22 protein-coding genes are annotated in these 26,728 nt (G+C 67.9%); 2 read left to right on the top strand and 20 right to left on the bottom strand.

Features of this window, described 5'->3' with window-relative positions:
• The 12 genes from nifE to CH341_RS01550 all read right to left on the bottom strand — a co-directional run.
• Window positions 1-1,459, bottom strand: a 1,459-nt coding sequence (gene nifE, locus CH341_RS01605) for a nitrogenase iron-molybdenum cofactor biosynthesis protein NifE (protein ID WP_111417297.1), incomplete at its 3' end; no start/stop codon positions are given.
• 63 nt (window positions 1,460-1,522) lie between these two features.
• Complete coding sequence (gene nifK, locus CH341_RS01600; RefSeq protein ID WP_111417283.1) at window positions 1,523-3,061, bottom strand: nitrogenase molybdenum-iron protein subunit beta; 1,539 nt, start codon at window positions 3,059-3,061, stop codon at window positions 1,523-1,525.
• A gap of 220 nt (window positions 3,062-3,281) precedes the next feature.
• A complete protein-coding gene (nifD, locus tag CH341_RS01595) occupies window positions 3,282-4,799 on the bottom strand; it encodes a nitrogenase molybdenum-iron protein alpha chain (RefSeq protein WP_111417282.1) in 1,518 nt (505 codons plus the stop codon).
• A 70-nt stretch (window positions 4,800-4,869) separates the two neighbouring features.
• A complete protein-coding gene (nifH, locus tag CH341_RS01590; RefSeq protein WP_111417281.1) occupies window positions 4,870-5,769 on the bottom strand; it encodes a nitrogenase iron protein in 900 nt (299 codons plus the stop codon).
• A 423-nt stretch (window positions 5,770-6,192) separates the two neighbouring features.
• Window positions 6,193-7,077 carry an SIR2 family NAD-dependent protein deacylase gene (locus CH341_RS01585; RefSeq protein WP_111417280.1) on the bottom strand — a complete coding sequence of 295 codons (885 nt, stop codon included), beginning with the start codon at window positions 7,075-7,077 and terminating at the stop codon, window positions 6,193-6,195.
• Window positions 7,074-7,286, bottom strand: a complete 213-nt coding sequence (gene nifT / locus CH341_RS01580) for a putative nitrogen fixation protein NifT (RefSeq protein ID WP_111417279.1) — start codon at window positions 7,284-7,286, stop codon at window positions 7,074-7,076. Before nifT ends, CH341_RS01585 begins: the two co-directional genes overlap by 4 nt.
• Window positions 7,283-7,600, bottom strand: coding sequence for a nitrogen fixation protein NifZ (locus CH341_RS01575; RefSeq protein ID WP_111417278.1), 318 nt, complete (start codon window positions 7,598-7,600; stop codon window positions 7,283-7,285). Before CH341_RS01575 ends, nifT begins: the two co-directional genes overlap by 4 nt.
• Window positions 7,584-8,387 carry a 4Fe4S-binding leucine-rich repeat protein gene (locus tag CH341_RS01570; protein WP_245430819.1) on the bottom strand — a complete coding sequence of 268 codons (804 nt, stop codon included), beginning with the start codon at window positions 8,385-8,387 and terminating at the stop codon, window positions 7,584-7,586. Before CH341_RS01570 ends, CH341_RS01575 begins: the two co-directional genes overlap by 17 nt.
• Before the next feature lie 10 nt (window positions 8,388-8,397).
• The gene (locus CH341_RS01565; protein ID WP_111417277.1) at window positions 8,398-8,592 is read right to left on the bottom strand and encodes a 4Fe-4S dicluster domain-containing protein; all 195 of its coding nucleotides are present in this window, start codon (window positions 8,590-8,592) and stop codon (window positions 8,398-8,400) included.
• A gap of 33 nt (window positions 8,593-8,625) precedes the next feature.
• Window positions 8,626-10,107, bottom strand: coding sequence for a nitrogenase cofactor biosynthesis protein NifB (nifB, locus tag CH341_RS01560; RefSeq protein WP_111417276.1), 1,482 nt, complete (start codon window positions 10,105-10,107; stop codon window positions 8,626-8,628).
• 388 nt (window positions 10,108-10,495) lie between these two features.
• Window positions 10,496-12,220, bottom strand: coding sequence for a nif-specific transcriptional activator NifA (gene nifA / locus CH341_RS01555; RefSeq protein WP_111417275.1), 1,725 nt, complete (start codon window positions 12,218-12,220; stop codon window positions 10,496-10,498).
• 279 nt (window positions 12,221-12,499) lie between these two features.
• Window positions 12,500-13,297 carry an SDR family NAD(P)-dependent oxidoreductase gene (locus CH341_RS01550; RefSeq protein ID WP_111417295.1) on the bottom strand — a complete coding sequence of 266 codons (798 nt, stop codon included), beginning with the start codon at window positions 13,295-13,297 and terminating at the stop codon, window positions 12,500-12,502.
• Window positions 13,298-13,747: 450 nt separating this feature from the next.
• On the opposite strand from CH341_RS01550, the gene CH341_RS01545 reads away from it, so the two are divergent.
• Window positions 13,748-15,532 carry a thiamine pyrophosphate-binding protein gene (locus CH341_RS01545; protein WP_111417274.1) on the top strand — a complete coding sequence of 595 codons (1,785 nt, stop codon included), beginning with the start codon at window positions 13,748-13,750 and terminating at the stop codon, window positions 15,530-15,532.
• Between the two features lie 99 nt (window positions 15,533-15,631).
• Window positions 15,632-17,155 carry an alpha/beta hydrolase gene (locus tag CH341_RS01540; RefSeq protein ID WP_111417273.1) on the top strand — a complete coding sequence of 508 codons (1,524 nt, stop codon included), beginning with the start codon at window positions 15,632-15,634 and terminating at the stop codon, window positions 17,153-17,155.
• A 1-nt stretch (window position 17,156) separates the two neighbouring features.
• Here the strand turns inward: CH341_RS01540 and CH341_RS01535 are convergent, their stop codons facing one another.
• The 8 genes from CH341_RS01535 to CH341_RS35120 form a co-directional block, all read right to left on the bottom strand.
• Complete coding sequence (locus tag CH341_RS01535) at window positions 17,157-18,143, bottom strand: isochorismatase family protein (RefSeq protein ID WP_111417272.1); 987 nt, start codon at window positions 18,141-18,143, stop codon at window positions 17,157-17,159.
• A 25-nt stretch (window positions 18,144-18,168) separates the two neighbouring features.
• Window positions 18,169-18,981, bottom strand: coding sequence for an ABC transporter ATP-binding protein (locus CH341_RS01530; RefSeq protein WP_111417271.1), 813 nt, complete (start codon window positions 18,979-18,981; stop codon window positions 18,169-18,171).
• On the bottom strand, window positions 18,978-19,769 hold the full coding sequence (locus tag CH341_RS01525) for an ABC transporter permease (protein WP_111417270.1): 792 nt from the start codon (window positions 19,767-19,769) through the stop codon (window positions 18,978-18,980). The genes CH341_RS01530 and CH341_RS01525 overlap by 4 nt, the downstream gene beginning before the upstream one ends.
• A 28-nt stretch (window positions 19,770-19,797) precedes the next feature.
• Entirely contained in the window at window positions 19,798-20,697 is a 900-nt protein-coding gene (locus tag CH341_RS01520) for an ABC transporter substrate-binding protein (RefSeq protein ID WP_210208150.1), read from the bottom strand.
• 440 nt (window positions 20,698-21,137) lie between these two features.
• Complete coding sequence (locus tag CH341_RS01515) at window positions 21,138-23,345, bottom strand: ferredoxin (RefSeq protein ID WP_111417268.1); 2,208 nt, start codon at window positions 23,343-23,345, stop codon at window positions 21,138-21,140.
• Window positions 23,346-23,381: 36 nt separating this feature from the next.
• Entirely contained in the window at window positions 23,382-24,371 is a 990-nt protein-coding gene (locus tag CH341_RS01510; protein ID WP_111417267.1) for a thiamine pyrophosphate-dependent enzyme, read from the bottom strand.
• Between the two features lie 13 nt (window positions 24,372-24,384).
• Window positions 24,385-26,301 carry a 2-oxoacid:acceptor oxidoreductase subunit alpha gene (locus tag CH341_RS01505; RefSeq protein WP_111417266.1) on the bottom strand — a complete coding sequence of 639 codons (1,917 nt, stop codon included), beginning with the start codon at window positions 26,299-26,301 and terminating at the stop codon, window positions 24,385-24,387.
• Window positions 26,302-26,350: 49 nt separating this feature from the next.
• On the bottom strand, window positions 26,351-26,728 hold a 378-nt coding region (locus CH341_RS35120), incomplete at its 5' end, for an FAD-dependent oxidoreductase (RefSeq protein WP_210208149.1).

Genomic DNA, 26,728 nt, shown 5'->3' with positions numbered 1-26,728 from the left:
GGTCGCCTGCGGCGAGCGATCCTTCCCCTCCAGGGGAGGGTGAAGATGGCAAAGCCACCACTCTCTCGATCAGATTGCCGTCGGAGTCCCACGGCGCCGGGGTGCGGACCTGGGTCCACATCGGATTATGAAGCGCGAGGTCGATCTGCTTCACCAGCTCGATCATCCCGTCGTAGCCGGCATAGGGATGGACCCGCTCCTGGTTGATGTCGAGCCAGGGCGTCTTGGCCTTGAGGGCGATGAACTGGGTGCGGCCGCCCGACAGCATGATGTCGGCCTCGCCGTCGGCCAGCATCTTGTAGAGATCGCGGGGCGCCATCGACTCGAACATGTGCGGATCGTCGCGCATCAGGATCTTGACGCGCTCGCGGTCCTCCGGGGTCGACTTCTTGACCGAGGTGCCGACGATGTCCATGCCGACCTCCATCAGGGCGGCGACCACCGACCACGATTTCACCCCGCCGGTGTTGAGCAGAACCCGCTTCCCGGTCAGCCTCTCTCGGAACGGCTCCAGGCGTGCGAAGGCGCGCGCCTCCTCCTCGGTCACCAGCGCCTCGGTGCGCTCGATCAGGTCCGCGGGCGCGCCGCGCGCGACCAGCAGCTTGGCGAGCCGGCGCAGCGACTCCGACGTATCGAGCACGCCATAGAACGAGCCTTCGAAATAGGGGATGTCCCAGCGTTCCTGCATCTGCCGGGCGAGGCCGACCAGCGCGGTCGAGCGCACCACCATGGTGGCGCGCGCCGTGTGGGCGGCTGCGATGTCGGCATAGCGGGCGTCGCCCGGCACGCAGGCCCGGATCTTTATGCCCAGCCGGTCGAGCAGCGGCTTCACCTGCCAGAACTCCCCGGCCAGGTTGAACTCGCCCAGGATGACGATGTCGGTCGGCCCGACGTCGTCCGGCTCGGCCGTGCCGATGACGTGGTCCATCAGCGCCTGGCCGGCGATCTTGTTGCCGAGATTCTTGGATCCGACGAAGCCGGCGCCGTTCACCGGAATCACGGGCACGTCGTACTTGGAAGCGGCCGCCTTGCACACGGCCTCGATATCGTCGCCGACCAGAGCGGTGACGCAGGTGGAGTAGACGAACACGGCAGCCGGCGAGAAGCGCTGGGTGATCTCGCGGATCGCCTTGTACAGCTTCTTCTCGCCGTTGCCGGTGACGATGTCGAGCTCGGTGAGATCAGTCGTGAAGCTGCGGCGCCACAGGTCGGAGCCGGACGAGCCGGAACCGCGGTTGTCCCAGGAGTTTCCTTCGCAGGCGAGCGGACCGTGGATCAGGTGCGCCGCATCGGTGACGGGCTGCAGCGCGATCTTGGCCCCGTCGAAGGCGCAGCCGCCGGCGGCAGCGCCGGGGGTCAACGGCTTCGAGCAGCCGGCCTTGCGATCCTTCTCGGACTTGGCCTGGTTCTTCCCGCAGGCCGGTTCCTCGAACAGCGCCTTGACCTTGTCCTTCAGCATGCGACCAGCTCCCGAAGGATTCCGCCGCGGCACCGTGCCGCGGCGGCCTTTGTCGAACGCGTCTCAGCGCGTCAGGTCGAACGAGATGTCGGTCTTGGCCGGGATCTCGCTGTCGCGGTCGAGCTTGTCGAACACCTTGTCGAGGATGGTCCGAAGGAGCTGCAGGCCGCCCTGGTAGCCCATCAGCGGGAAGCGATGGTGGTGGTGCCGATCGAAGATCGGGAAGGTCAGGCGGATCAGCGGCGCGCCGGTGTCGCGCTCCAGATACTTGCCGTAGGAGCTGCCGATGACAAAGTCGACCGGCTCGGTCATCATCAGGGAGCGCAGCGCCCAGAGATCCTTGCCGGCCCACACCTTGGCGCCCTTGCCGAAGGGTGAGGAGGCGAGCAGCGTCTCCATCTCCTCGGCCCACGCCTTGGTGCCGTTGGTGGCGAGGCAGTGGGTCGGCTCGCCACCGGTCTCCATGATGAACCGGGCCATCGCATAGACGAAGTCCGGATCGCCGAAGATCGCGTATTTCTTGCCGTGCAGATAGGCCTGGCTGTCGGCCATCGCGTCGACCAGGCGGCCGCGCTCGAGCGTGAGGCTCTCCGGGATCTCGACGCCGGCGAGCTCGGACACCTTCACCAGCAGCTCGTCGGTCGCGGCGACGCCGAGCGGATAGTGGAAGCTCGCCGTCTCCTGGCCCTTGTCGCCGATGTAGTCGAGCGTCTTGCGGGTACACCAGGCCTGCAGCGACAGCGTCGCCTTGGCGTTCAGCGCCGCCTCGGTGTCGGCCAGGGTCGTTCCGCCGGAATACATCCGGAAGTGACCGTCCGAGGGCGTGTCGAACTGATCCGAGGCGTCCTGGATCAGCGTGTACTTCACGCCCATCACGTCGAGGATGCGCTTGAGCTCGCGATTGTTGCCGACGCAGAAGCCGTCGAAGCCCGGGATGATGTTGATGCTCGTCCCGGCGGAGCGTTCCTTGCCGTCCCAGAAATGCTCCAGCACGCCCTTGATCATGTTGTCGTAGCCATCGACATGGCTGCCGACGAAGGCGGGCGTGTGGGCATGCGGAACGTGGAAGTCCTCGGGCACCGAGCCCTTGGCCTTCGCATTGCCGATGAACGACTTGAGGTCGTCGCCGATGACCTCCGCCATGCAGGTGGTGGAGACGGCGATCATCTTCGGGTCGTACAGCGAGTAGGTGTTGGCGAGCCCGTCGATCATGTTGTTGAGGCCGCCGAACACCGCCGCGTCCTCGGTCATCGACGAGGACACGGCGGAGGCCGGCTCCTTGAAGTGACGCGACAGGTGCGACCGATAATAGGCGACGCAGCCCTGCGAGCCGTGCACGAACGACATCGTCTTCTCGAAGCCGGCGGCGGCGAACACGGCGCCGAGCGGCTGGCACGCCTTGGCGGGATTGATCACCGCCGCCTCGCGGGCGAGGTTCTTCTCCCGGTAGCCCCAGGTCTTGGTGTATTCGCGCTGCGCCTCGACCGACTCGGCGGAGGCCGGGCACTCGAAGGTCTCGCGCTTGCGCTTGAACAGCTCCTGGTACTCGGGCTCGTGGAACAAGGTCGCGTGATCGAGAACTTTTTCGGCCGACTGTGGCATCGTGAGCTCCTGTCATCTCTGCGCGGCCGCGCCATACGGCGACACGCGGCATAGAGCGCGTTCGGCGAAACATCGTCCCCGATCGACGCGTCCGAACGCGCTCGGACGCTTCGGGTCGTCGGTCCGCAGGGCCGGCTCCTCGGAGCATTCCGCGACACACGGCGCGAGGCCGTGGTCGCGGAGCCCTCCGATGCGAGCGCCGGGAGCCCGCGCGGACCGTCTATTCGGCGGCTTGCAGGACGGGCGTCTCGTCCTTCTTCTTCCAGGGCGGGTCGAACAGGCCCCACACCGGATTGTTGATCGCCAGATCCATGTCGCGCGCGAAGATCGCGAACCCGTCGTAGCCGTGATACGGGCCCGAATAATCCCACGAGTGCATCTGGCGGAACGGGATGCCCATCTTCTGGACCGGGTACTTCTCCTTGATGCCGGAGCCGACCAGGTCGGGACGGACGCGCTCGATGAACTTCTCGAGCTCGTAACCCGTCACGTCGTCGTAGATCAGCGTGCCCTTGCGGACATAGTGCCCGGTGCGCTGGTAGTCGTCGTTGTGGGCGAACTCGTAGCCCGTCCCGGCGATCTCCATGCCGAGATCCTCGTAGGCCGTGATCACGTGGCGCGGCCGCAGCCCGCCCACATAGAGCATCACGCTCTTGCCTTCGAGGCGCGGGCGATACTTGGCGACGACGGCATCGACCAGCGGCTGGTACTTGACGATGACGGCCTCGGCTTTCTCCTCGATCTCCGGGCCGAAGTGCTTGGCGATCTTGCGCAAGGAGGCGGCGATCTGGGACGGGCCGAAGAAGTTGTACTCCATCCAGTGGATGCCGTACTTCTCCTCCATGTGCCGGCAGATGTAGTTCATCGACCGGTAGCAGTGGATGAGGTTGAGCTTCGCCTTGGGCGAGCGCTCGATCTCGGCGAGGGTCGCGTCGCCGGACCAGTTGCCGACCACGCGCAGGCCCATCTCCTCCAGCAGCATGCGCGAGGCCCAGGCGTCGCCGCCGATATTGTAGTCGCCGATCACGTTGACGTCGTACGGGCCGGCCTCGAAGGCGTGCTCCTTCTTGTCGAGCACCCAGTCGCGGATCGTGTCGTTGGCGATGTGATGGCCGAGCGACTGCGACACGCCGCGGAAGCCTTCGCAGCGGACCGGCACGATGGTCTTGCCGATCTCCTTGTTCTTCTTCTTCGACACCGCCTCGATGTCGTCGCCGATCAGGCCGATCGGGCATTCCGACTGGATCGTGAGGCCGTGGCTGAGCGGGAACATCTCCTCCAGCTCGTCGATCACCTTGGCGAGCTTCTTGTCGCCGCCGAACACGATGTCACGCTCCTGGAAGTCGGAGGTGACCTGCATGGTGACGAAAGAGTCGATGCCGGTCGTGCCGATGTAGTAATTGCGGCGCTGCGACCAGGAATACTGCCCGCAGCCGACCGGACCGTGGCTGATGTGGACCATGTCCTTGATCGGACCCCACACCACGCCCTTGGATCCGGCGTAGGCGCAGCCCCGGATCGTCATGACGCCCGGAATAGACTTGATGTTGGACTTGACGTCGCATTCGGAGAGGAGCGCACCCTCCTCGCCTGCGGCCCCGGCGGCGCCCTCTTCGGCACCCTTGGCGACGCTCAGATGCTTCTTGCGCCGCTTGGCGAACTTGTCCGGGTAGGCGGACAGCACTTCCTCGATGACTTTCTCGTGGAAGGCGCCGTCGTTCTCGTAATCGAGGCTCATGGCTCGTTCCTCGTTCTTGATCCTCGGGCGGCGACCCGTGGCCGCCGCCCCGCGTTCACGAAGGGACCGGTCAGCCGGCGACGGCGGCCGCCTTGGCGGCTTCCTTGGCGGCCAGCTCGGCGAGCTGCTGCTCCTCGGTCTTCATGATGCCGAAGTCGAGCAGCATCTGCTCGAGCTCGTCCATCGACACCGGGGTCGGGATGGTGCCCTTGCCGCAATTGTCGTGAATCTTCTGCGCCAGCATCCGGTACTCCTGCGCCTGCTCGGAGTCGGGCGCGTACTCGATCACGGTCTGGCGGCGGAGCTCGGCGTGCTGCACGATGTTGGCGCGCGGCACGAAATGGACCAGCTTGGTGTTGAGCTTCTTGGCCAGCGCCTCGGACAGGTCGATCTCGCGGTCGGTCTGGCGCTCGTTGCAGATGAGCCCGCCCAGGCGCACGCCGCCGGAATGCGCGTATTTCAGGATGCCCTTGGAGATGTTGTTGGCGGCATAGAGCGCCATCATCTCGCCGGACATGACGATGTAGATCTCCTGCGCCTTGTTCTCGCGGATCGGCATGGCGAAGCCGCCGCACACCACGTCGCCCAGCACGTCGTAGGAGACGTAGTCGACGTCGTCATAGGCGCCGTTCTCCTCGAGGAAGTTGATCGAGGTGATGACGCCGCGGCCGGCGCAGCCGACGCCCGGCTCCGGGCCGCCGGACTCGACGCACTTGATGCCCTTGAAGCCGATCTTCAGGACGTCCTCGAGCTCGAGGTCCTCGACCGAGCCGGCCTCGGCGGCCAGGCTGAGGACCGTGTCCTGCAGCTTGGTGTTCAGGATCAGGCGGGTGGAGTCGGCCTTGGGGTCACAGCCGACGATCAGGATCTTCTGGCCCATCTCGACCAGGGCCGCGAGGGTGTTCTGCGAGGTGGTGGACTTGCCGATGCCACCCTTGCCGTAGAAGGCGATCTGCCGAAGAGAGCTCATACCGGTTCCTTTCGTCTTCGCGCCGTCGCGTCGCTGGTGACATCGGCGCCCGTTCCGCACCCTTGATCAGCAACGCTCGTGCCAACCGCCAGACCGCGTTTCGAGACAAGCAAGTAATCGTTGTGCTGCAAGGCTTTATGAGAGAGCGACGGCGCTCGTGTCGGTCGTTGTCGGGCTGTTTGGAAACCGACAAAGGAGACAAGCATGTCGGAGGTCGGCGAGGAGGCGACGCGATGGCCTTCACCGGATGCGAGGCGGGTGTCTGCTCGCGCCCCGAACAGCAGCCGGGCGCACGCCTGTCTCCTCACGGAGAACAGCGGCCACCCGGGTCCCCGCACGGCGCAGGCGCCCTCGCCCTGCGAGACCCCGTGTCGGCGGGCCCCTCGGAGCGAGGGCGAAGACGTATCTGGAGGTGCGGCCGGTTCAGCCCAGCGCGGCGGCGAGATCCGCCGGGGCGGCGGCGACCGGGGCGATGGCGGCCGTCTCGAGGAAACGCCCCTCGTTGCGGGTCAGCGCCGCGGGGTCGACCAGCGCCACATGCCCGTCGGCGGACCGCTTGGCGATCTGGCGGGCGAAGATCCGCAGGGTCTGGTCGTAGAAGCGGGTTCCGACGAACAGGAACGTCCGGTCGCGCCGCCGGTCCTGCACCGGCACGGGAATCGGCGTCTGGATGTCGATCTCGGTCAGGACCTCGACATAGTCGGAATCCGACACGAGGAAATTCTGGGCCGGGACGACGCTGCCATGCGGCTTGTAGAGAATCGTGGTCCAGCCCGCCGCGACGGACGGATCGACCTCGGCGCCGGCGGCGTCGTAGGCGCGCCACCAGATGTCGCCGGTGGCATGGGCCCGCGTCACGCCCTGGATCTCGCCCCAGTCTGTGCGTCCAGCGGCGACCAAGGCCCGCCGCATCGCGCCGTCGTACCAGGTGTCGACGATGAGCGGCAGCGGCAGGGCGGCGAGCGCCTGGTGCAGCGGCGTCGGCGCGACGGGCGTGCGAAAAATGTCGGCCATCAGGGCCGTCAGGGTCTTTCGGTGCCGGCGGCTCTCGATCTGCTGCGCCGTCGCCCACAAATTGCCGCGGATGCGCGACGACACGGCGGCACGCGCATGGAGCGCCAGCGCCAGCGCCTCGGGCGTGCGCGGCGGACCGGCGGACTCGTCCGGCAGCAGATCGGGGCCGAGATACGGCACCATCCGCCCGGCCTTCAGCCCGGCCGCCAGCTCGGCGAGCCGCTCCGGACCCGCCGCCGCGCGAAGATCGTCCGTCGTGTCCGCAAGCACGGCTGCCGCCTCGCCCGCGCTCATGCGTCTTCGCCGATGCGCTTGGCCTCGACCGTGATGGGCAGGCGCGTCTCGGCCGGCAGATCCGGCAGCGCCAGAACCCAGCCGTTCTTGAGCTTCACCCAGCCGCCCCAGAGATCGTCCTTCTCCAGCTCGACGATGGGCTGCTCGAGGTCCTTCTTCGGGACGTAGGCGGACAGGCCCTTGTCGGTCTTGCGGATCATGATCTTCACGGCGTGGGTTTCCCGGGCTGACTCGTGGAGGCCGCCGACGCGGCAGGGCGATCGAGACTGACGAGCTCGCGACCGCGCATGCCGACGATGACGGCTTGATCGACGAACTCGACGGCATAGACGTAGAACTGCTGCAGGAAGGTGCCGATGTCGCGCACGTAGCCGACATCACCCTTGCGGACCAGAATGTCGCCGATGTCGCGGCGCGGATAGGTGCCGTCGTTCTTCACGTATTTGGTCGACTGCACCTTCTCGCCCGGCATGAAGCGCGGCGGGGTGCGGAGCTCGACCTCCTCCTCACGCCCGAGGCCCATGGCGTCCCTCCTGCGGTTCGGCCGGCTGCAGTGCCGCCAGGCGATCGCGTGCCCGCTGCCGCACCTCCGGATCGACGTCGTTGCACAGGCTCGGCAGCGCCGCCACGGCGCCGCGCTCGGCGACGATCCACCGGACGCGCAGATCCTCGTCGTCGACCAGAGCAACGAGCTGGGACGGCTCGAGCCGCTCGGCGACGGCAATTCGCACCAGCGGATCGTTGTCGTAGAGCATGGCCGGCAGCACGTCGGCCTTGACGCGCCGCGCCACCTCGCAGCGCACCTGCGGATCGGGATCCTGCATGGCGCTGGGCAAGACATCGGGCGGCACGTGGCGCACCGCGACGAGACGGACGGCGTAATCGGGATCGGCCAGCATGCCGACCAGCGCCGCCCCCTCCAAGCGCTGCGCCATCACCATGCGGACCTTGCGATCGGGGTCATCGCGCAACCGCGCGATACGGGCGAGCGGCAGCCGCTGCGCCACCACGGCCCGCACGTCGGGCTCCGGATCGTCGATCAGCGGCGGCAACAGGAACAGGCTGGCCCGCCGCGCGGCGAGCGTCCGGATCTCGAAATAGGGATGAGACAGGTACTTCTCGGCCTCGCCGGGATTGCCGGCGAAGAAACGATCGATGCGTCGGGCGCGGCGGTCGCGGACACAGATTCGTCCGCGGTCGCAGCGGCCCTCGGCGCGAATTTCCTCGTGCGGGCAGTCGACGCAGGAGACAGGACGACCGAGCCAGTCGGTCGGCTCCGGCAGGGCTGCGTGGCTGCCCGCGGTCATCATGGCGGCGCGCTCAGGCCGCGATGCAGGTGTTCGGGACCGGACACACCGCGACGCATTGCGGCGCGTCGAAATGCCCTTCGCACTCCGTGCACTTGGCCGGGTCGATGACATAGACGTCGCGCTTCATCTTGATGGCGGCGTTGGGACACTCGAATTCGCAGGCGCCGCACACGGTGCACTGCGATGCGACGATCTTCAGAGCCATGGTGGTTCTCCTTCATCCCGGCGGACGGTGCGGTCAGGCGACCTGCGCCTGGACGGGCCGTCCGTAGCGGGTGGCGTAATAGGCCGATATGGCCGTCTCGATGTATTCGAACGCGAAGGCGTCGGTCGCCGCGATGCCGGCGGCCTCGAGCTGCTCCTGCGGGCAGTCGCCGATCTTGGCGCACAGCACCGTATCGACGCCGTCGAGGGTGTGCAGAACGCTGTCGAGGGTCGCGTCCTCGCCGAAACCACCCTGGCAGTAGGCGTCGTCGACCTTGCGATGGCCGATGAACCGCACGCCGGCGGCCGAGGCCTCGTAGACCTGAAACTCCTTGGCGTGACCGAAATGCTGGTTGACGCGGCCACCGCCGCGGGTCGCGATGGCGACCAGGATGCGGGCGTCGCTGTCGGTCTCGTCGAGCGTCACGGTCGCCTCCTGCTTGGCGGCGACGTGGTCCTGACGCTCGCGGGCGACCACCTCGCGATAAGTCGACCGGACGGAGGGATCGTAGGCCACCTGCTCGGGAATCTGATCGAGCGTGAACTCCTGGCCGCGGTCCTCGCCCAGGAGGCCGACCGCGTCGGCGCGGCATTGGCGGCAGTGCCGCATCAGATTGACGCCGCCCGAGCAGGCCTCCTGTACCGCCATCAGCTCGGAATGGCTCGGACCGCGCTGGCCGGTCAGGCCGAAATGCGTGCCGTGCGCCGGATCCGAGATCAGCGGCATGATGTTGTGAAGGAACGCGCCGCGAGCTTTCACGGCCGCATTGACCTCCGAGAGGTGCTGGTCGTTGATACCCGGGATCAGCACCGAGTTGACCTTCACGAGGATGCCGCGCTCCGCCAGCATCTCGAGCCCGAGCATCTGGCGCTCGTGCAGGATCTGCGACGCGACCAGCCCGGTGTAGCGCTTGTGGTCGTAGAAGATCCACGGATAGATCTTGGTGCCGATCAGCGGATCGACCATGTTGATCGTGATGGTGACATGGTCGACATTCATGTCGGCGAGCTCGTCGACGTGATCGGGCAGCGCCAGACCGTTGGTCGAGATGCACAGCTTGATGTCGGGGATCTCGCGCGCCACCAGCTCGAACGCCGCCTTCGACTTGCGCCAGTCGAACAGCGCGTCGCCCGGGCCGGCGATGCCGAGCACCGAGAGCTGCGGCACCTCATTGGCGACCGTCACGACCTTGCGGAACGCCTGGTCGGGCGTCAGCTTCTCCGACACCACGCCGGGCCGGCTCTCGTTGGCGCAGTCGTATTTGCGGTTACAGTAGTTGCACTGGATGTTGCAGGCCGGCGCGACCGCGACATGCATCCGCGCGAAATAGTGGTGCGCCTCTTCCGAATAGCACGGATGGTCCTTGATCCGATTCCACAGCTCGGCCGGCATGTCGGTGGCGTTGCCGCTCGATCCACAAGCGGACGACTTGCATCCCGACGAGCTCAGGGCCTCTCGCATGGCGGCGGCCGACGTCGGTTCGGAGAGGCTGTCGAGCGACACGAAGCTTGCCATCGGGGATCCTCGCCATCCAGTGACGGAGGACTGCTATTCAAGGCCCATGCCACCCACCGATACTGCTGATTCCACGCTCTTTTCGACGATATCTGGGGTGACGTGGGTGTCGCGCGTCCGACAAGTCGGGCCGGTCGTGTCGCAACTCCGACAGCCGTGTCGGACCTCCTGGATCTGTGAAGTGATGCAAGGACGCGGCGCTCCGCCCCTCTTCCTCCGCGGGGGAAGGCGGTCTCTCATGCACCGATCGATCCGGTGAGAGGCCGCTGCAGTCCCGGAGCTTGTCGCGCGCCCGCGCACCGGCCCGAAACGTCGCTCGGGCACCCTCTTGTCGGGACTGCGAGTTCCACGAGGGAGGCGGAAGCGGCGGGCGGGGTTGCCCGGCTGATCAGAACCGCTTCAGCTCGACGCCGTGCTTCTTGAGCGCGTAGCCGATCTGGCGCGGCGTGAGGCCGAGAATCCGCGCCGCTTTGGCCTGCACCCAGCCGGCCCGCTCCATCGCCTCGACCAGACGCTCCCGCTCGGACGACCGTCCGCCGCGCATCACGGCATCGACCTCGGCATGCGGGTCGAAGGGCTCCGCGTGGGCGACCTCGGCCGGGTGTGCCGTAGGCCCGGCGGAGCCCGACGGTGGCGGGAGAGGTGCAGCCGCCGCAGCGGCCTGCGGGTTACGACCCTTCCACAGGATCGCCGACATGCATTGATCGTTGCGGCAGGCGAAGTCGTCGGCCGCGATGGTCGGTCCCTCCGCCAGCGTGGCAGCGCGGCGGACGCAATTCTCCAGCTCGCGCACATTGCCGGGGAAGCAGCAGCCGGTGAGCACCTCGACGGCGCCGGGACCCAGCTCCAGCGCCCGCCCGTTCTCGGTGTTGAAGCGGGCCAGAAACTCCTTGCTCAGCAGCGGAATGTCGCTCTTGCGGTCACGCAAGGGCGGCAGGATCACGGGCACGACATTGATGCGGTAGTAGAGGTCGGCGCGGAACTCGCCCTTCGACACCGCGTCCTCGAGATTGCGGTTCGTCGCCGTGACCAGCCGCACCACGACCTTGACGGTCTTGGTGCCGCCGACCCGCTCGAACTCGCCCTCCTGCAGCACGCGCAGCAGCTTTGCCTGGAACACCTGAGACATTTCCCCGATCTCGTCGAGGAAGAGGGTGCCGCCATGGGCCAGCTCGAAGCGCCCCTTGCGCGACTGGATCGCGCCCGTGAAGGCGCCCTTCTCGTGGCCGAACAGCTCGGATTCGAGAACCGACTCGGGCAGCGCGGCGCAATTGACCTTGATGAAGGGCCCGCCGGCGCAGGGCGACAGATCGTGAATCGCGCGGGCGAACAGCTCCTTGCCGGTGCCGGACTCGCCGCGCAGCAGCACCGGCGAGCGCGAGCGCGCCACCACGGCGACCTTGTCGAGCAGCACCCTGATGGCCGGGCTGTTGCCGACGATCGCGGCGATCGCGGCGTTGGTCGCCTGCCGCGGCTTGTACTCCGCCAGCTCCTTCTGAAGCCGATGGCTCTCGGTCATCAGCCGCTCGCGATCGCGCAGCATGACGCGATGCAGCTGGACCGTCTGGCCGATCAGGTTTGCGACCATCACCAGGAAGCGAACGTCGAAGTCGAGCCGCAGGACCGACTGGGCGTCGTTGGCGCGGTCGATGGTCAGCGTGCCGACCACCTTCTGTCCGATCCGGATCGGAACCCCGATGAACGACACCGTCTCGGTGGTGCCGTTCGACAGTTTCTCGACATCCCCCGCCTCGAACAGAGGATGCGCGGCGATGTTCGGCACCACCAGCGGCATGCTGGTGGCGATCACCTGGCCGACGGCCTTTTGCGGGAGGCTTGCGTGGAAGCGATCGTCCGCATCCTCGGTCCAGCCGGCGCCGACCGCGATGTTCGGAATTCCGTCGTCGTCCAGGAGCGCGATGACGCCGTGGCGCATCTGCATGAACGAGGCGAGAAGATTGACCACGTTCGACAGCATCGTCTCGAGACGACTCGCCGACGTGAGGATCTTCGATATCTCGTAGACGCCCGTGAGGGCGATCTCGCTGCGCGCAGCCGATGGTGTGGCTGCTAGGGCGCCTCGCGGCGGACGTTCAGGATCAGTATGAAGCATTCGGCACGCTCCATCGTCCTCGGTGCTCCGTCCCACTGTCACGTTTCTCGATCATAAGTATGCGTTGGAATCAGAATGATGTCGCGCCTATATTTCTGCCGCGACCTGCTCAAAAATCGGAGTCGATGCGCATTTTTTACCTTCGCGCCGCAGGGCTGGCATCCGATCTTCGGCACAGCCGATCTTGTTTTCGAACAACGCGCAACACTTCGCGAGCGAAGCAACAAAGCAGGCTCATTCATTCAATTTGCCGCAACAAATAGACCGGCCCGCAGGCCGTCAGAGGGTCTGACCACCGTTGATGTGAATCTCCTCGCCGGTCACGTAGCTCGCGGCGTCGGAACACAGGAAATAAAGGACTTTCGCCACCTCCATCGGAGAGCCGACACGTCGCATCGGGATCAGCGGCGCGAGGCGTTCCTCGGTCTCGGGTGACAGGATGTCGGTCTTGATCTCACCCGGCGCGATCGCATTGACACGAATCCCATGGGGCGCAAGATCGTGCGCCATCTCACGGGTCAAACACGCCAGTGCGGCCTTCGAGGTCGCATAAGCCGTGCCGGCGAACGGGTGAACCCGCGAGCCGACGATGGACGTGACATTGACGACCGTCCCCTGCCCGGCCTTAAGCTCGTCGAAGAGACCGCGCGCCAGCAGAACCGGCGCGAGAAAATTGACGTGAAAGACCTCCATCCAAGTCGCGACCGGCGTCGTGAGTGACGACAGTCGACCGCCGTCCTCGGACTTCGGTGAGATTCCGGCGTTGTTGATCAGCGCATGCAGGGGACGGCCGGCGAGCCGGGCCTTGATGTCGTGAATGGCGAGCGCGAGCGCGCGGTGGTCGTTCAGGTCGACCTGGACGTGATCGTCCGGCCCCTCCTCCCACGGGCAGCGGTCCCGATTGAAGGGCTGCCGCGAGCAGGTGATGATCCGCCATCCGGACTCGGCGAACAGACGCACCGTGGCGTGACCAATTCCGCGCGAGGCGCCGGTCAGCACCATGGTCTTGGGACCGGTGTCTGCGATCGCGGCCGGCTCCGGCCTTGCCGACGGGCCCGGACCGGCGGTCCCCGGCATCGCGCCGGAATGGAACGGGCACCGGGCCTCCGCCGGGGCTCCCTGGCCCAGGCCGACGAGGGGATCCGCGACCGTCTCGGACGGCGTGTCAGTCACGGTCATGCTGTCCGTCATGCTCGTTCCCCGCGCCGCACCATGTGCTTTGGCCACTCGCTCCCGTCAGGATAGCAGGATCCGCGCCACCTCCGCCGTCCGGGGGATCGCGGATCAGGCCTCTGAATATCGGGCAAATCTGCGTGATGCGCCCCGCATTGTCGGGTTTACGACAACGACCGAGTCGGGGCGCACCCCACTGCCTTGTCGTGAATTGAACAGCGTCATCCCGCAGCGCACGCGCCCCGACCAGAACACAATTATTGATTGCTCATCTGCTATACGCAATTATAACGTGCAGAGGCAGGGATCACCTCGTCCTGGTGGGCGGACCTGTGCCGACTAGTGGAAGAGCCAATGGCAAAGCGACAGAAAGCGACCTCGGCCTCTGCGACCGCGCCTCGCGGAGCCGGACGTTTCGCATTCCTTCGCCAGCTTCAGGCCGACGGCATCCCGTTCGTTTTTGGAAATCCCGGCAGCTCGGAAGAGAACCTGCTCGATGCGTTGCGCGACACCGAGTTCACCGACCTGCGCTACATCCTGGCCCTGCACGAAGGCCCGGCTGTCGCCATCGCAGACGCCTATGCCCGGGCCGCACCGGCCGTCCAGCGGCCCGGCGATACGCGGCCATGGCGGCGGCCCGCGCTGGTGCAGCTCCATTCCTATGCCGGCCTCGCGAACGGCCTCGGCATGATGTACTACGCGCGCCGCGGCTACACCCCGATGGTGGTGTTCGCCGGCGAGGCGGGGCTGCGTTACGAGGCGCTGGACGGCCAGATGGCAGCTGATTTGCCGACGATCGCCAAGCCCTTCGTGAAGTCCGACCACAACGGCCCCTGCGCGTGGCGGGTGGTCGACCCCGGCTCGCTGTTACGGCTCACCCGCCGTGCCATCAAGACCGCCGCGACCCCGCCCATGGGGCCCGTGTTTCTGACGCTTCCGATGGACGTGCTCGACCAGCCCTGCCCCGAGCGGGTGGAGCCGACCCGGCTGGTCGAGACGCGCGTCGCGCCCGACGACGCCACCATCCGGGCGGCCGCCGATCTGCTCCGCGGGGCCGAGCGCCCGCTCATTCTGATGGGTGACGGGATCGCAGCATCTCAGGCACAGGCCGAGCTCACCGCCGTCGCCGAGCTGCTCGGCGCGCCGGTGTGGGGCGCGAACTGCTCCGAGGTGAACATGGCGGCCTCTCACCCGCTGTTCGGCGGGTTCTTGGGGCACATGTTCGGCGACGCCAGCCGGCACGTCACGGCGGCCGCGGACGCGGTGCTGATCGTCGGCACCACGGTGCTGCCGGAGGTGTTTCCGCTCGTCTCGGGCGTCTTCGCCGAGGATGCGACGGTGATTCAATTCGACCTCGGCGTCTCCGAGATCGGCAAGAACGAGCCGGTCACGATCGGCGCGCTCGCCGACCCCAAGCTCGCGCTCGGCCGTCTCGCCGAGGCACTGCACGCCACCCTGACCGACGCCGACCGCGAGCGGGCTACGGCGCGACGTGATCGCCACGCCGCCGTGAAAGCCGAAGCCCTGCAACGTGCGCAGGCCGCGGACGCGGCACAAGCCGACGCCGTTCCGATGCAGGCGGCACGTTTCATGGCGGCCCTCGCCGAGCGCCTCCAGGCGCTGCCGGAGCCGGCCGTGATCTTCGACGAGGCGCTGACGAACGCGCCCGCGCTCCTGCGCCACATCCCGCCGGACGTGCCCGGGACCTGGTTCCAGACCCGCTGCGGCATGCTCGGCACAGGGCTCCCGGGCGCCGTCGGGCTGAAGCTCGCGCAGCCGGAGCGCGTGGTGTTCGGCTTCGCCGGCGACGGCGGCGCGATCAGCACCATTCAGGCGCTCGCGACCGCGGCGCGCCACCGGATCGGCGCGAAATTCGTCGTGCTGAACAATCGCAGCTATCGCATCCTCAAGTACAATCTGCAGGCCTACCGGCGCGACCTCGGGCTTCCGGAAAGCCAGCCCTTTCCCGAGTGCTTCGATCTCGCCGCGCAGAATCTGCGCTTCGACCTGCTGGCGCAAGGCTTCGGCGTGCCGGCCGTGCGGGTCGAGCGCCCCGACGAGATCGGTCCCGCCCTTGACCGGGCGCTCGCCGACGACGCCCCGTTTCTCATCGAGCTGATGCTGGATCCAGGGCTGTAGGGCAGGCCGCGACATGCGGCCGCTTGCCCGCCGTGCACCTTGCGCGCGCGGGACTGCGACGCCATACCGGGAGGGCACGCGCAACCCGCACGAGGCCCGGTGTCCCGCTTTCGCGATCTCGCAATCGGAGTGATCGGCGCGATCGCTGTCGCCGTCGCGCTGTGGCAGCTCGTCGCGACGACGGCCGGTCTCACCATCGCGCGGACCCACGTCGGCCCGACGCCCGTCACGGTTTATCGCCTGCCGGACGCGCCGCCGGCGCCCGTCGTCGTCATCGCCCACGGCTTCGCCGGCTCGCAGCAGCTCATGCAGCCCTTCGCGGTGACGCTCGCCCGCAACGGCTACGTCGCCGTGACGTTCGATTTCCTGGGGCATGGCCGCAACGGCGAAAAGCTCGGCGGCGACGTCACCCGGGTGCAGGGCACGACGACGTTCCTGGTCGACGAGGTCGCGCGCATCGTGGCATTCGCCAAGACGCTGCCCGGCACTGACGGCCGCCTCGCCGTACTGGGCCACTCGATGGCGTCCGACATCATCGTGCGTTACGCGCAATCGGACCCGTCCGTCGCCGCGACCGTCGCGATCTCGATGTTCTCCCCGGCCGTCACGGCGGACAGCCCGAAGAACCTGCTGGTCGTCGTCGGCGACTGGGAGCGCCGCCTGAAGGAGGAGGCGCTGCGCGCCGTCGCTCTCTCGGTCGGCGGCCCCGTCGAGGCCGGCGTGACCTACGGACGGTTCGCCGACGGGACGGCGCGCCGCGCCGCCTTCTCTCCGAGCGTGGAGCACATCGCCGTCCTGTACAGCCCGGCGAGCAGCCGCGAGGCCCTGGCCTGGCTCGACGCGGTGTTTTCCCGCTCGGGCTCCGGCTATGTCGACGACCGCGGAGCCTGGATCGCGCTGCTGATCGTCGGCATCGTGCTGCTGGCGAAGCCGCTCGCCGGCCTGCTGCCGCGGGTGAGTGATCGGCCGCGCGGCGCCGGCCTGCCCTGGCGTCGGCTGTGGCCCGTCGCCGTGGTGCCGGCGCTGCTGACGCCGATGATCCTGTGGAAGGCGCCGACCGAGTTCCTGCCCGTGCTGGTCGGCGACTACCTGGCTCTCCATTTCGGCCTCTACGGCATCCTGACGGCGCTGATGCTGGTCTTCACGCAGCGTGGGCGCCACTCCGTCGAACGTTCATCGATCCGCCGGGGTGCCTTCGCGCTCGCCGCGGCGCTGCTGACGCTCTACAGCATCGGCGCACTCGGCGGCGCGATCGACTGGTTCGTCACGTCCTTCGTCCCGGTGGGGCCGCGCTGGGTCCTGGTGCTGGCGCTGCTCGGCGGCACCCTGCCCTGGTTCCTGGCCGACGAGTGGGCGACCCGCGGCACCGGCGCCGCCCGCGGGGGCTATGCGGCGACCAAGCTCCTGTTCCTGATGTCGCTCGCCGCGGCCGTGGTTCTGAACCTGTCGAAGCTGTTCTTCCTGATCCTCATCGTGCCGGTGATCCTGGCCTTCTTCGTCGTCTACGGCCTGTTCAGCCGATGGGCCTTAGCGCGCACCGGCCACCCGTGGGTCGCCGGCGTCGCGAACGCCGTCGCGCTCGCCTGGGCGATCGCCGTGACGTTCCCGCTTCTGGTGAGATAGCTCAGAGCTTTTCGCCGGGCTCGTAGAACTCGACCTTGGTGCCGTCCGGATCGGCGACATAGATGGTCAGGCCGTAGATGCCGTCGTGCAGCGGCTGGAAGAAGCTCACGCCCGCCGCGTCGAGGCGAGCGGCGAGGGTGCGAACATCCTTCACCCGGAACGCCATGTGGTCGATCTGGCGCGCGCCGGCGCCGCCCGAGGTGAGCGCCAGCCCCTGCATGAACGGCACGAACGGCCGCCCGTCCGGCAGCGGCTTCGCGTTGCGCGGCGTGAAGCCGGCAAGGTCGGCGTAAAAATGCCGCGACGCCTCGATGTCGCCGACCTGCAGCAGCATGTGGGCGAACTCGACGATGCACGGCGCCGATGCGGCATCGACCCAGCCGGCGACCTCGTCCGAGGAGGCCAGCACGCAGAAATACTGCGCCCAGACCTTTCGGGCCGCCTCCTCCCAGGCCGGATCGACTCCGGAGATGCAGTCTGTCACCGCGACCACGTCGTAATCGCGCAGATAGGCCTCGCGGATCGATGTCTCGACGCAGGCATTCGCGGTGGTGCCGACGACGAACAGCGTCGTCACGCCGAGCTGGCGGAGCAGAATCTCGAGCCGCGTCTCGTGGAAGGCGCCGAACCGGTGCTTACGGATCACGAAGCTCGGGGTCTTCGCGGCGAAGGGCTTCAGCGTCTCGACGATCTCGGCGTCCCAGCTCCCGGCGAGACACGACACCTGCTTGCGCCGAGCCGTGTGTGCCGCCAGCTTCTTTCGCGCGCGGCTGGCGTCGACGGAAAAATGCTCCTGCACGGTCCAGATCACCGGCACGCCGGCGGCCTGGAACTTGTCGACCAGCGCTGCGACCGGCCCGACGATCGCGGACAGTCGTCCGACATCGACGCCGGACAGGCCGAGCGTGCCCGCCTCGTGCAGAAAGCCGTTCTGCATGTCGATGACGAGCAGGGCGGCCGACTCGATCGCGATGGCGTCCAGGGACATTCGGGCTTCCTCGAAACGACGCGGGCTATTCCTTGGTCAGCACGCCGCGGGCTTCGAAGATGCCGCGGATCTCCGACATGTACTCGATGAACGTCACGTCGGTGCGGCTGCGCCAGCTCCGCGGGCGCTCGATGTCGATGGTGCGGTCGAGGTCGATGCGGCCCGGGCGCGGCGACATCACCAGAACGCGGTCGGCCAGGAACACCGCCTCCTCGATCGAATGGGTGATGAACAGCACCGTGTTGCCGACCGAGAGCCACATGGCCTGCAGGTCGGCGATCATCTGCTCGCGGGTGAGCGCATCGAGCGCGCCGAACGGCTCGTCCATCAGGAGAAGCCCCGGCTCCTGCACCAGGGCCCGGCAGATCGCGACGCGCTGCCGCATGCCGCCGGACAGCTCGCTCGGATACTTGCCGGCGAACCCGGCGAGCCCGACCTGCTCGAGCAGGCGCTCGGCCTTGGGCAGGTAATCCTGGCGGCGCCAACCCTTGATCTCGACCGGCAGCATGATGTTGTCCATCACGGTGCGCCAGTAGAGCAGCAGGTCGGTCTGGAACACCACGCCGACCTTTTCGTGGGGGCGCTTCACCTCCTCGCCGTCGATCAGGATTTTTCCGGTCGACACCGGCGCCAGGCCGGCGACCAGCGACAACAGCGTGCTCTTGCCGCAGCCGCTCGGGCCCACGATGGCGACGAAGGCGCCGGGCGCGATAGCGAGATCGACCCGGTCGAGGGCCAGGAGGTCGCTGCCGTCGCGCAGCTCGTAGATCTTCGTCACGTTCTCGATGGCAACCGACACGCCGTGCAGGCGCGCCGTCGCCGGAGCCGGGTCCCTCATCGTGCGGCCTCGCGCTGAAACACCGCACGCTTCTCCATCGCTTCGAGGCTCCAGAAGGTGACGACGCCGAGCGCCGCGATGACGATCATCGAGGCGAAGCTCAGCGTCGTGTCGAACTGCGAGCTCGCCTGGAGCTGCAGGTATCCCAGCCCCTTCTCGGCGGCGACATACTCGCCGATCACGGCACCGATCACGGCCAGGCTGATGCCGACCTTGAGGCCGCCGAACAGGCTCGGCAACGCCGACGGCAGCCGCACCTTGAAGAAGGTCTGCCACTCGTTGGCGCCCATCGAGCGCGTCAGGTTCACCATCGCCTTGTCGAGTCCGTTGAGGCCGACCACGGTCGCGATGACGATCGGGAAGAAGGCGAGCAGGAAGGCGAGGAAGAGCTTCGGCGCGAACCCGTAGCCGAGATAGAGGACGAGCAGCGGCGCGAGGGCGACCTTCGGGATCGTCTGCAACGCGACCAGCAGCGGATAGATGGCCCGCTCGAACAGCCGCGAATAGAAGATCATCAGCGCAGTGCCGACACCCGTGACGGCCGCGATGGCGAAGCCGGCGAGCGTCTCGAACAACGTCACGCTGGCATGGGTCGCGATCAGCTGGTGATCCACGGCGATCCGGCGCAGGATCTGCCACGGCGTCGGCAGGATGAAGTCCGACAGGCCCGCGAGCGGGACCCCCACCTGCCAGACCGCGAGAATGAGCAGCGCCAGCACGGGCGCCGCCGCCGTCTCGGTGATGGCGCGCACGAGGTTCCGCTTGCGCCGTTGTTGCCTGACGTCCACGCCGTCCCCCCCGGTCCCGCCGCGCCGCTCAGGGCGCCAGCAGCACGTTGGTGTAGTAGGTCGCGGCCGGCTTGGGCGCGTCGATCTCGCCCGCCGATTTCAGCAGCTCGAGCGCATCCGTGATGGTCTTCTCCTCCATCCAGCCGATCTCGTGGCCGGCCGGCACCGGGATCGCCCCGACCGTCGCCTTGACCTGCTCCAGCACGGCGGTCTCTGTCGGCGGCGACGGCCAAGCCTTGCGGATCGCCTGGGTCGCGGCCATCGGATCGGCCTTGGCGTCGCGCACGGCGGCGGCCGAGGCCTTGAGGAAGCGCTTGAGCACATCGGGCTTCTTGACGAGATTCTGGTCGCTGGTGACCAGCGCCATGCCGGGCACGGCGAGGCCGAACTCGACCATGTCCATCACCACGAAGTCGGTTCCCTTGTGCTGCTCGCGGATGATCGGCAGGTCGTTGGTCTGGTACACGCTGACCACGTCCACCTGCTTCTGGATGAAGGCCGGCACGCGCGCCTGCGCATTCATCAGCGTGCGCTTCACCGAGGCAGGATCGACCTTGTTGAGCCGCAGGAAGGCGTCGAGATAGCTGGTGCCGGTCTCGCCGACCGAATGGGCGACCGTCATGCCCACCAGATCCTTCGGCGTCTTGGCCGCCTTCTCCGGATAGGTGATCAGCGTCACCGGTGTCTTGGGGTGATAGAGCGCGATGATCTTGACCGGGATGCCCTTCTGGATGGCGCTGAGCGCGAACACGCCGGGCAGCACCACGATGTCCTCCTGCCCCTGTATCAACGCCCCGAGGGCGGCCTGGGCGCCGGCGCCTTCGCCGAGCTTCACGTCCAGGCCCGCGGCCTTGAACAGCCCCTTCTCCTGCGCCAGAAAGTACGTGCCGTACTCGCCCTTCATCTTCCACGAGAAGCGAACATTCACCGTATCCTGCGCCGCGGCCGGGCCCGACCCTCCGAGCAACGCGGCGACCGCCACGACGGCCGCAGCGAAACACCCCCGTGACGAACGAGATCCGATCATGTCGTGGTCTCCGTTTGGCGTGCCGGGCGAGAAGCCCGATGAAAGCCCGAGGGATCCGGCCGGCACCGATGGCGAGCGCCATCGAAATGCAAGAACCGCGCCGCAACACGTCATATAAAGTGGAGCGAGTGTGGGAGGGCGGGTCCGGGCTGTCAAGAAACGGTCGCGCCGGGGCCGCGATCGTTGCCCCTCCTCCCAGGCCGGGTCATGACCGGGCTTGTTGCGGCCATCCACGCCTTGCTTTCGGGAGACATCGAGACGCGATGGCCGCGACGAGCGCGGCCATGACGAGTCCGAGCGTCGAATAACCGGAATGAACCCTGCCGTCTCGACCCGCGATCTCAGCCCGCGAAAACCTTGGAGCGGCGGCGGAGATCGTCCAGATCCGACTCGCTCGGATTGCGCGGCTCCCCCGGATGGATGATGCCGACCGGGCAGCTCTCGGCCGCCTCGACCAGCTGGCGGAACGTGCCGGCCGAAAGATCGCCGATGAGCGCCTGCTTGTTGCCGTCGTAGACGAACAGGCGGGCATTCACCTGGAGGCAGGCGTTGCAGCTGGTGCAGCGCGGCGTCTCGATATAGGCCTCCCCGCTCGGCGCGGCCGGCGGTTCCGGGACGGGTGCCGGCTTCGCCGGCGTCGTGGCGGGCGCCTTCGCGACGGGCGTGGGAACGGCCGATGCGGAAGCGGCCTCGCCGCTCTCCTCCGCGGCCAGCTCGGCCGCCTCGCGGGCGGCGTCCTCGCGGGCGATACGTTCGGCTTGCGAGCGCCGCTCGGCCCACGAATTGTGGATGTCGCCGAGCTCCTGCAGACGGTGCCACGCCTCGCGGCAACGGCGCGCGGCGGCGATGACGGGCTCGCTCGCGACGGCGCGGTAGAGCCGGTTCTGGTCGTCCACCACCGCCACATAAGGGACAGCGCCGATCGGCTGCGGGCCGGCCAGCCAGGCATCGACGGGGACCATGGCATCGTTCCAGTGCGCACTCTCGACGAGTGCGAACAGGCCCGCATGGCGCGGATCTCCGGCGATCAGATCGGCCGGGCTAAAGGCGAGATCGACCTCGATGCGCTTGTGCGCGGCGTCCTCGCAGCGGAACGGATGGACGCTCCAATCGGTGTCGGGCCGCGGATTGTCGGCGACGTCCCACCGCGCCGCGAGCCCCGGTCCGGCCGACGGGTCGTAGGTGAAGGACGGGAAGACGCGCGACTGGGTGGCTGCGGCCGCCTGCAGATAGGGCGGCAGCACATCGGCGGATGCCGCCCCGGTGTAGACCGAGAACAGCGCCGGCCCCGCATAGGCGAGACCGCGGGCGATGCGCCCGCCGCAGCGGCCGAGCATCGCGGCAGAGGCCTGCAGCACATAGGCGTCGTCGAGGCCCGTCGCCATGGTGGCGAGCCGCGTGCCGGCGAGCGTCGGCCCGCCCGGCTCGGCGGCCGGGTCGCCCAGAAGATCGCTGGTGAGGACCAGAACCTTCACTGGCGCACCGGCGGAGAGAAGCTCGATGACCTCCGCGCGACGGAGCGCACCGGCATCCTCGACACACACCAGCAGATCGGGTCCGAGGGCGAGATCGGACGCTCGCAGCGACGCCTCCGAAAACGCCGCGAAGAAGGGATCGTGCTCCTCCTCCGAGTAGCGTCCCTCGATCTCCAGCTCGGCGATGGCGATCGCCCTGATGAGGGCGACGAGCGACGGCCGCTGCGCCCGCCAGGCGGCGAGCGCCGCCGTGCAATCCTCGACGACCAGAGCGGCGAGCGCCTCGTCCTCGGCGGCGCGGTCGCGGGCGCGCAGCGCGGTGAGCAGCGGCTGCGCCTCGAGCACGGCGAGCGCCTGCTCGATTCGCTGGCGGCGGCGCTTGGACACGGGCCCGGCGGCGACGGATCCGAGCAGCTCCGACATGGCGCCGAAATCGAACAGGCCGGCAAAGCCCGAGCCGATCGACGCGGCCAGCGCATCGGGCGCACGACCCGCCTCGGACCGCGCGTGGTCGGCCATCAGGATGTCGGCGAGCTTCAGGATCAGGCCCTCGACCCGGTCGGCCAGAGCGGCGAGCTTCTGCTCCTGGACGAGCCGCCAGACATGGCGGACGAGCCGCAGCGGCGTGGCCGCACTGCAATCGAGAAGCTCGCCGTCGACAGCGAGCGCGGCCTTGGCGAGCGCGGCGCTCTCGGCGAATCCTATCTCCCCGTCCACCGCCAGCGCGGCCGCGGCCTCGTCCCAAGCCGCGGAGAGCATCCCGCCGCCCGACGCACGCCGACGGATCTCGCGCTCGACCCGCAGCACCTGGCGACGCATGCGCTCGCCCGCGGTGCCGCGCGGCGCCACCTTCTGGAGCGCTGCATTGATCAGGCTGGTCAGCGTCTGCACCGCGTCGGCGGGTTCGGCGTCGCGCACCAGCACGAGCGGAAAGTCGTGCCTCAGCGTCGCGAGGTCCCGGAACGCGGCGAGCAGTGCCGGTCGGAGCCGCCCGACGCTGCCGGCAGGCTTGGCACCGGCCGGGCTGCGTCCGAGCACGTGGAAGGCGAGCTGGGTCTTGACGTCCGCGTCCATGGGTCTCGTCCCGCGGCTGGCGGGCCTCCGAATGTCTCAGGGGGTCGGCGCGCCGGCGTCGGCGGCGTCGGGCCACACCGTGAACTTGTCGAGCTCGGCCTCCAGTCCGGAGCGCACCATCTCGATCGGCCGCGGCTTGCCGGCCTCGCGGATGTCCTCGTAGCAGGGCACGCTGTCGTCCCGGTACAGGATGCCGACCGGGATCGGGTCGATGCAGGACGCGATCTCGCGTGCCTTGTGGATGTCGGCCGGATCGTGAGCCTGCCGGTTCTTGTAGATTTTCTGCAGGCCGGCGCTGTAGCCGATGCCATCCTGGTGCTCGAGCAGCAGCGTCTTCTGCGGATCGTGCAGCCACGGCTCCCACATCTTCGGCAGGAACTCGGGGCACCGCTGGATGATGCGCACGAAGGAGAAGCCCTTGTGGTGGAACGCGGCCTGGATGACGGCGTGCACCACCTCGGGGATCCAGTCGACCGCCTGCGCCACGAACGACACGTTGGTGACACCCAGCGTCACGGTCAGCGGATTGAGCGCGTCGAGGTAGGATCCGTGCGGCGTCGTGTTGCTGCGCAGACCCTTCGGCGAGGTCGGCGAGACCTGCATCTTGGTCAGGCCGTAGACGTGGTTGTCGTGCAGCACCACGGTCATGTTCATGTTGTAGCGGATCGCGTGCAGCCAGTGCGCCGCGCCGATCGAGCAGCAGTCGCCGTCGCCGGTGTTGACGAAGACGTGCAGATCCGGCCGCGCCATCTTGACGCCTTCGGCGATGGGCAGGGCCCGCCCGTGAATGCCGTGAAATCCGTAGGTCCGCATGTAATGCGGAAAACGGCTGGCGCAGCCGATGCCCGACACGAAGGCGAGCTTCTCGGGCCGCAGGTTCTCGTCGCGGCAGAGACGCTGGACGGCGGCCAGCACGGCGTTGTCACCGCAACCGCTGCACCAGCGCGGGACCCCGCTCTGGTAGTCCTCCAGCGGATGCTCGTCCTCGACCATCCGGATCAGGCAATCGTGCATGGGCGCCGACATGATGTGTCTCCCGTCACGCGAGCCGTGCGCGAATGAGGTCGTGGATGGTGCCGGGCTTGATCGGCTGGCCCATCACCTCGCCCCAGCAGTCGATGTCGACAAGGAAACGGCTGCGCAGCATCATGGCGAGCGCCGAGTAGCGCCGATTGTTCTCGTCGATCATCATGTCGTCGGGGCGGTCGCACCAATTCTGCTCGACGCACAGCACCTGCTTGAAGCGCTGCATGATCTCCTTGATGCCGGGTTGCAGCGGCTGGAGGAAATGCAGGTGGGTGGACGACGCCTTCAGTCCCTCGTCGCGAGCGCGAGTGACGGCCTCCTCGATGGCGCCCCGAGTCGATCCCCAGCCGACGATCAGGAGATCGCCCTCCGGATCGCCGAACACCGGCGGCGGCTTGAGAGTCTTCTGCAGCGACGCCAGCTTGAGGCTGCGGGCCCGGATCGACTCCTGGTTGATCACCGGATCGTAGGCGACGCGACCGTCGCGGTCGTGCGCCAAGCCCGTGATGGTGTGCATGCCGTTCGGTTGGCCCGGCACGATGCGGCGGATGAGCCCTGTGTCGGGATTCCAGTCGTAAGGCTTGGTGCCGAACGGCACCGGGCTCTGGTCGATCGGCGGCGCCAGCCACGCCTCGTCGAATTTCGGCCGCGGGAACGGCTGCTGCGATGTCGCCAGGTTGGAATCGGAGAGAACGACCACGACCATGTTGAAGGCTTCGGCGATTTTTCGCGCCGTGATCACCGAGTAGAAGCAGTCCTCGATCGTCGAGGCCGCCATCACCACCTTGGGCGCGTCGCCGTGGCTGCCGTAGATCGTCGTGAGCAGATCGCCTTGCTCGCCCTTGGTCGGCTGGCCCGTGGACGGGCCGCCGCGCTGGACATTGACGACGACGAGCGGGATCTCGCACATCACGGCGAGGCCGATCGCCTCCTGCTTGAGCGAGTAGCCCGGGCCCGACGTGATGGTGACGGCGCACTTGCCGGCATAGGAGGCGCCGATCGCGAACGTGCAGGCGGCGATCTCGTCCTCGGCCTGATGGACGATTCCGCCGACCCGCTCGAACACCTCGCTCAGATAATGCGACGCCGAGGTCGCCGGGGTGATCGGGTACATGGCGCAGATTTCCATGCCCGAGGCGAGCACGCCGAGCGCGATCGAGGTGTTGCCGTTGACGACGATCTGCGGCTCCTTGGCGCGGGACGCCGGGATCCGATACTTGACGTCGAGATTGCCCTCGGCCCAGGCCGCACCGGCCTCCAGCAGGGCGAGGTTGGAGCGCACGACCGTGTCCGACTTCTTGCGGAACGTCAGCCGCACCTGCTCGCGTGCCAGCTTGAGGTCGAAGCTGAACAGGCTGCACAGAAGGCCGAGCACGAACATGTTCTTGCCGCGGCGCGGATCCGGCACGATCGGCTTGCACAGCGCCTCGAACGGGACCTCGATGACGAGATAGCCGAGTTCGACCAGCTCCTCGTAGGTCTCGCGATACGCCGCGGCGATGCGCGGGTCGCCGTGGGTCCGCCACTTGCTCTCGAGGAAGATGGTGCAGCCGGGCTTCAGCTCGCCGGAGCGGACGCGCCCGAGCAGCACCTGCTCGTTGAACGCGACGACCACGTCGACGCCGTCGCCGCCGTTGGCGATCCGCTTGGCGCCGAGCCGGATGCGGTTGCCGCTCGCGCCCGCGATGCTGCGGGCCGGCGGCTGGATCTCGGCCGGGATGATCTCGACCGTCCACACGCCGTTGCCCATGCGAGCCGCGATCGCGCCGAGCGACTGGCCGCAGCGCTGCGCACCCTCGCCCGAGTCGCTGACGATCTCGACGACGCATTCGTCGAGCGTCGTGACGACCGTCTTGCCGATGGAGTCGCGGGGCAGCGGCGGCTCCGGCGCCGTTTCGTCCTCTCGCACCGACGTCAGCGTCTCGCTCATGACAGTCTCGTGTTCTTCTTCGTCGTCCGGCCCGTCTCGCGGGCCCGTCTCACGCCGTCCGCACGCGGACGAAATTGTGCTCGCCCGGATCGAGGCCGAACAACGCCGATTCCGGACCCGCCGGGGTGCGGTAGACGGCATCGGTGTCGCGAAGGCCGAGATACTCGATCATGGCGCGCGCCGCGGTGCGGCCCGCGCCCATCGCCTTGATCACGGTGGCGGCGCCGGTCACGATGTCGCCCCCCGCATAGACGCCGGCCAGCGACGTCGCGAATGTCTCGTCGGTCGCGATGTAGCCGCGCTTGTCGAGCTCGATCTTGGAGGTCTGGCCGATGATCGGATTGGCATTGGTGCCGATCGCGACGACCACGAGATCGCAGGCGAACTCGTACTCGCTGCCCTTCACGGTCACCGGACGCCGGCGGCC

Source organism: Rhodoplanes roseus (assembly GCF_003258865.1).
Taxonomy (GTDB): Bacteria; Pseudomonadota; Alphaproteobacteria; order Rhizobiales; family Xanthobacteraceae; genus Rhodoplanes; species Rhodoplanes roseus.
This window is presented reverse-complemented; position numbering and strand designations above follow the sequence as displayed.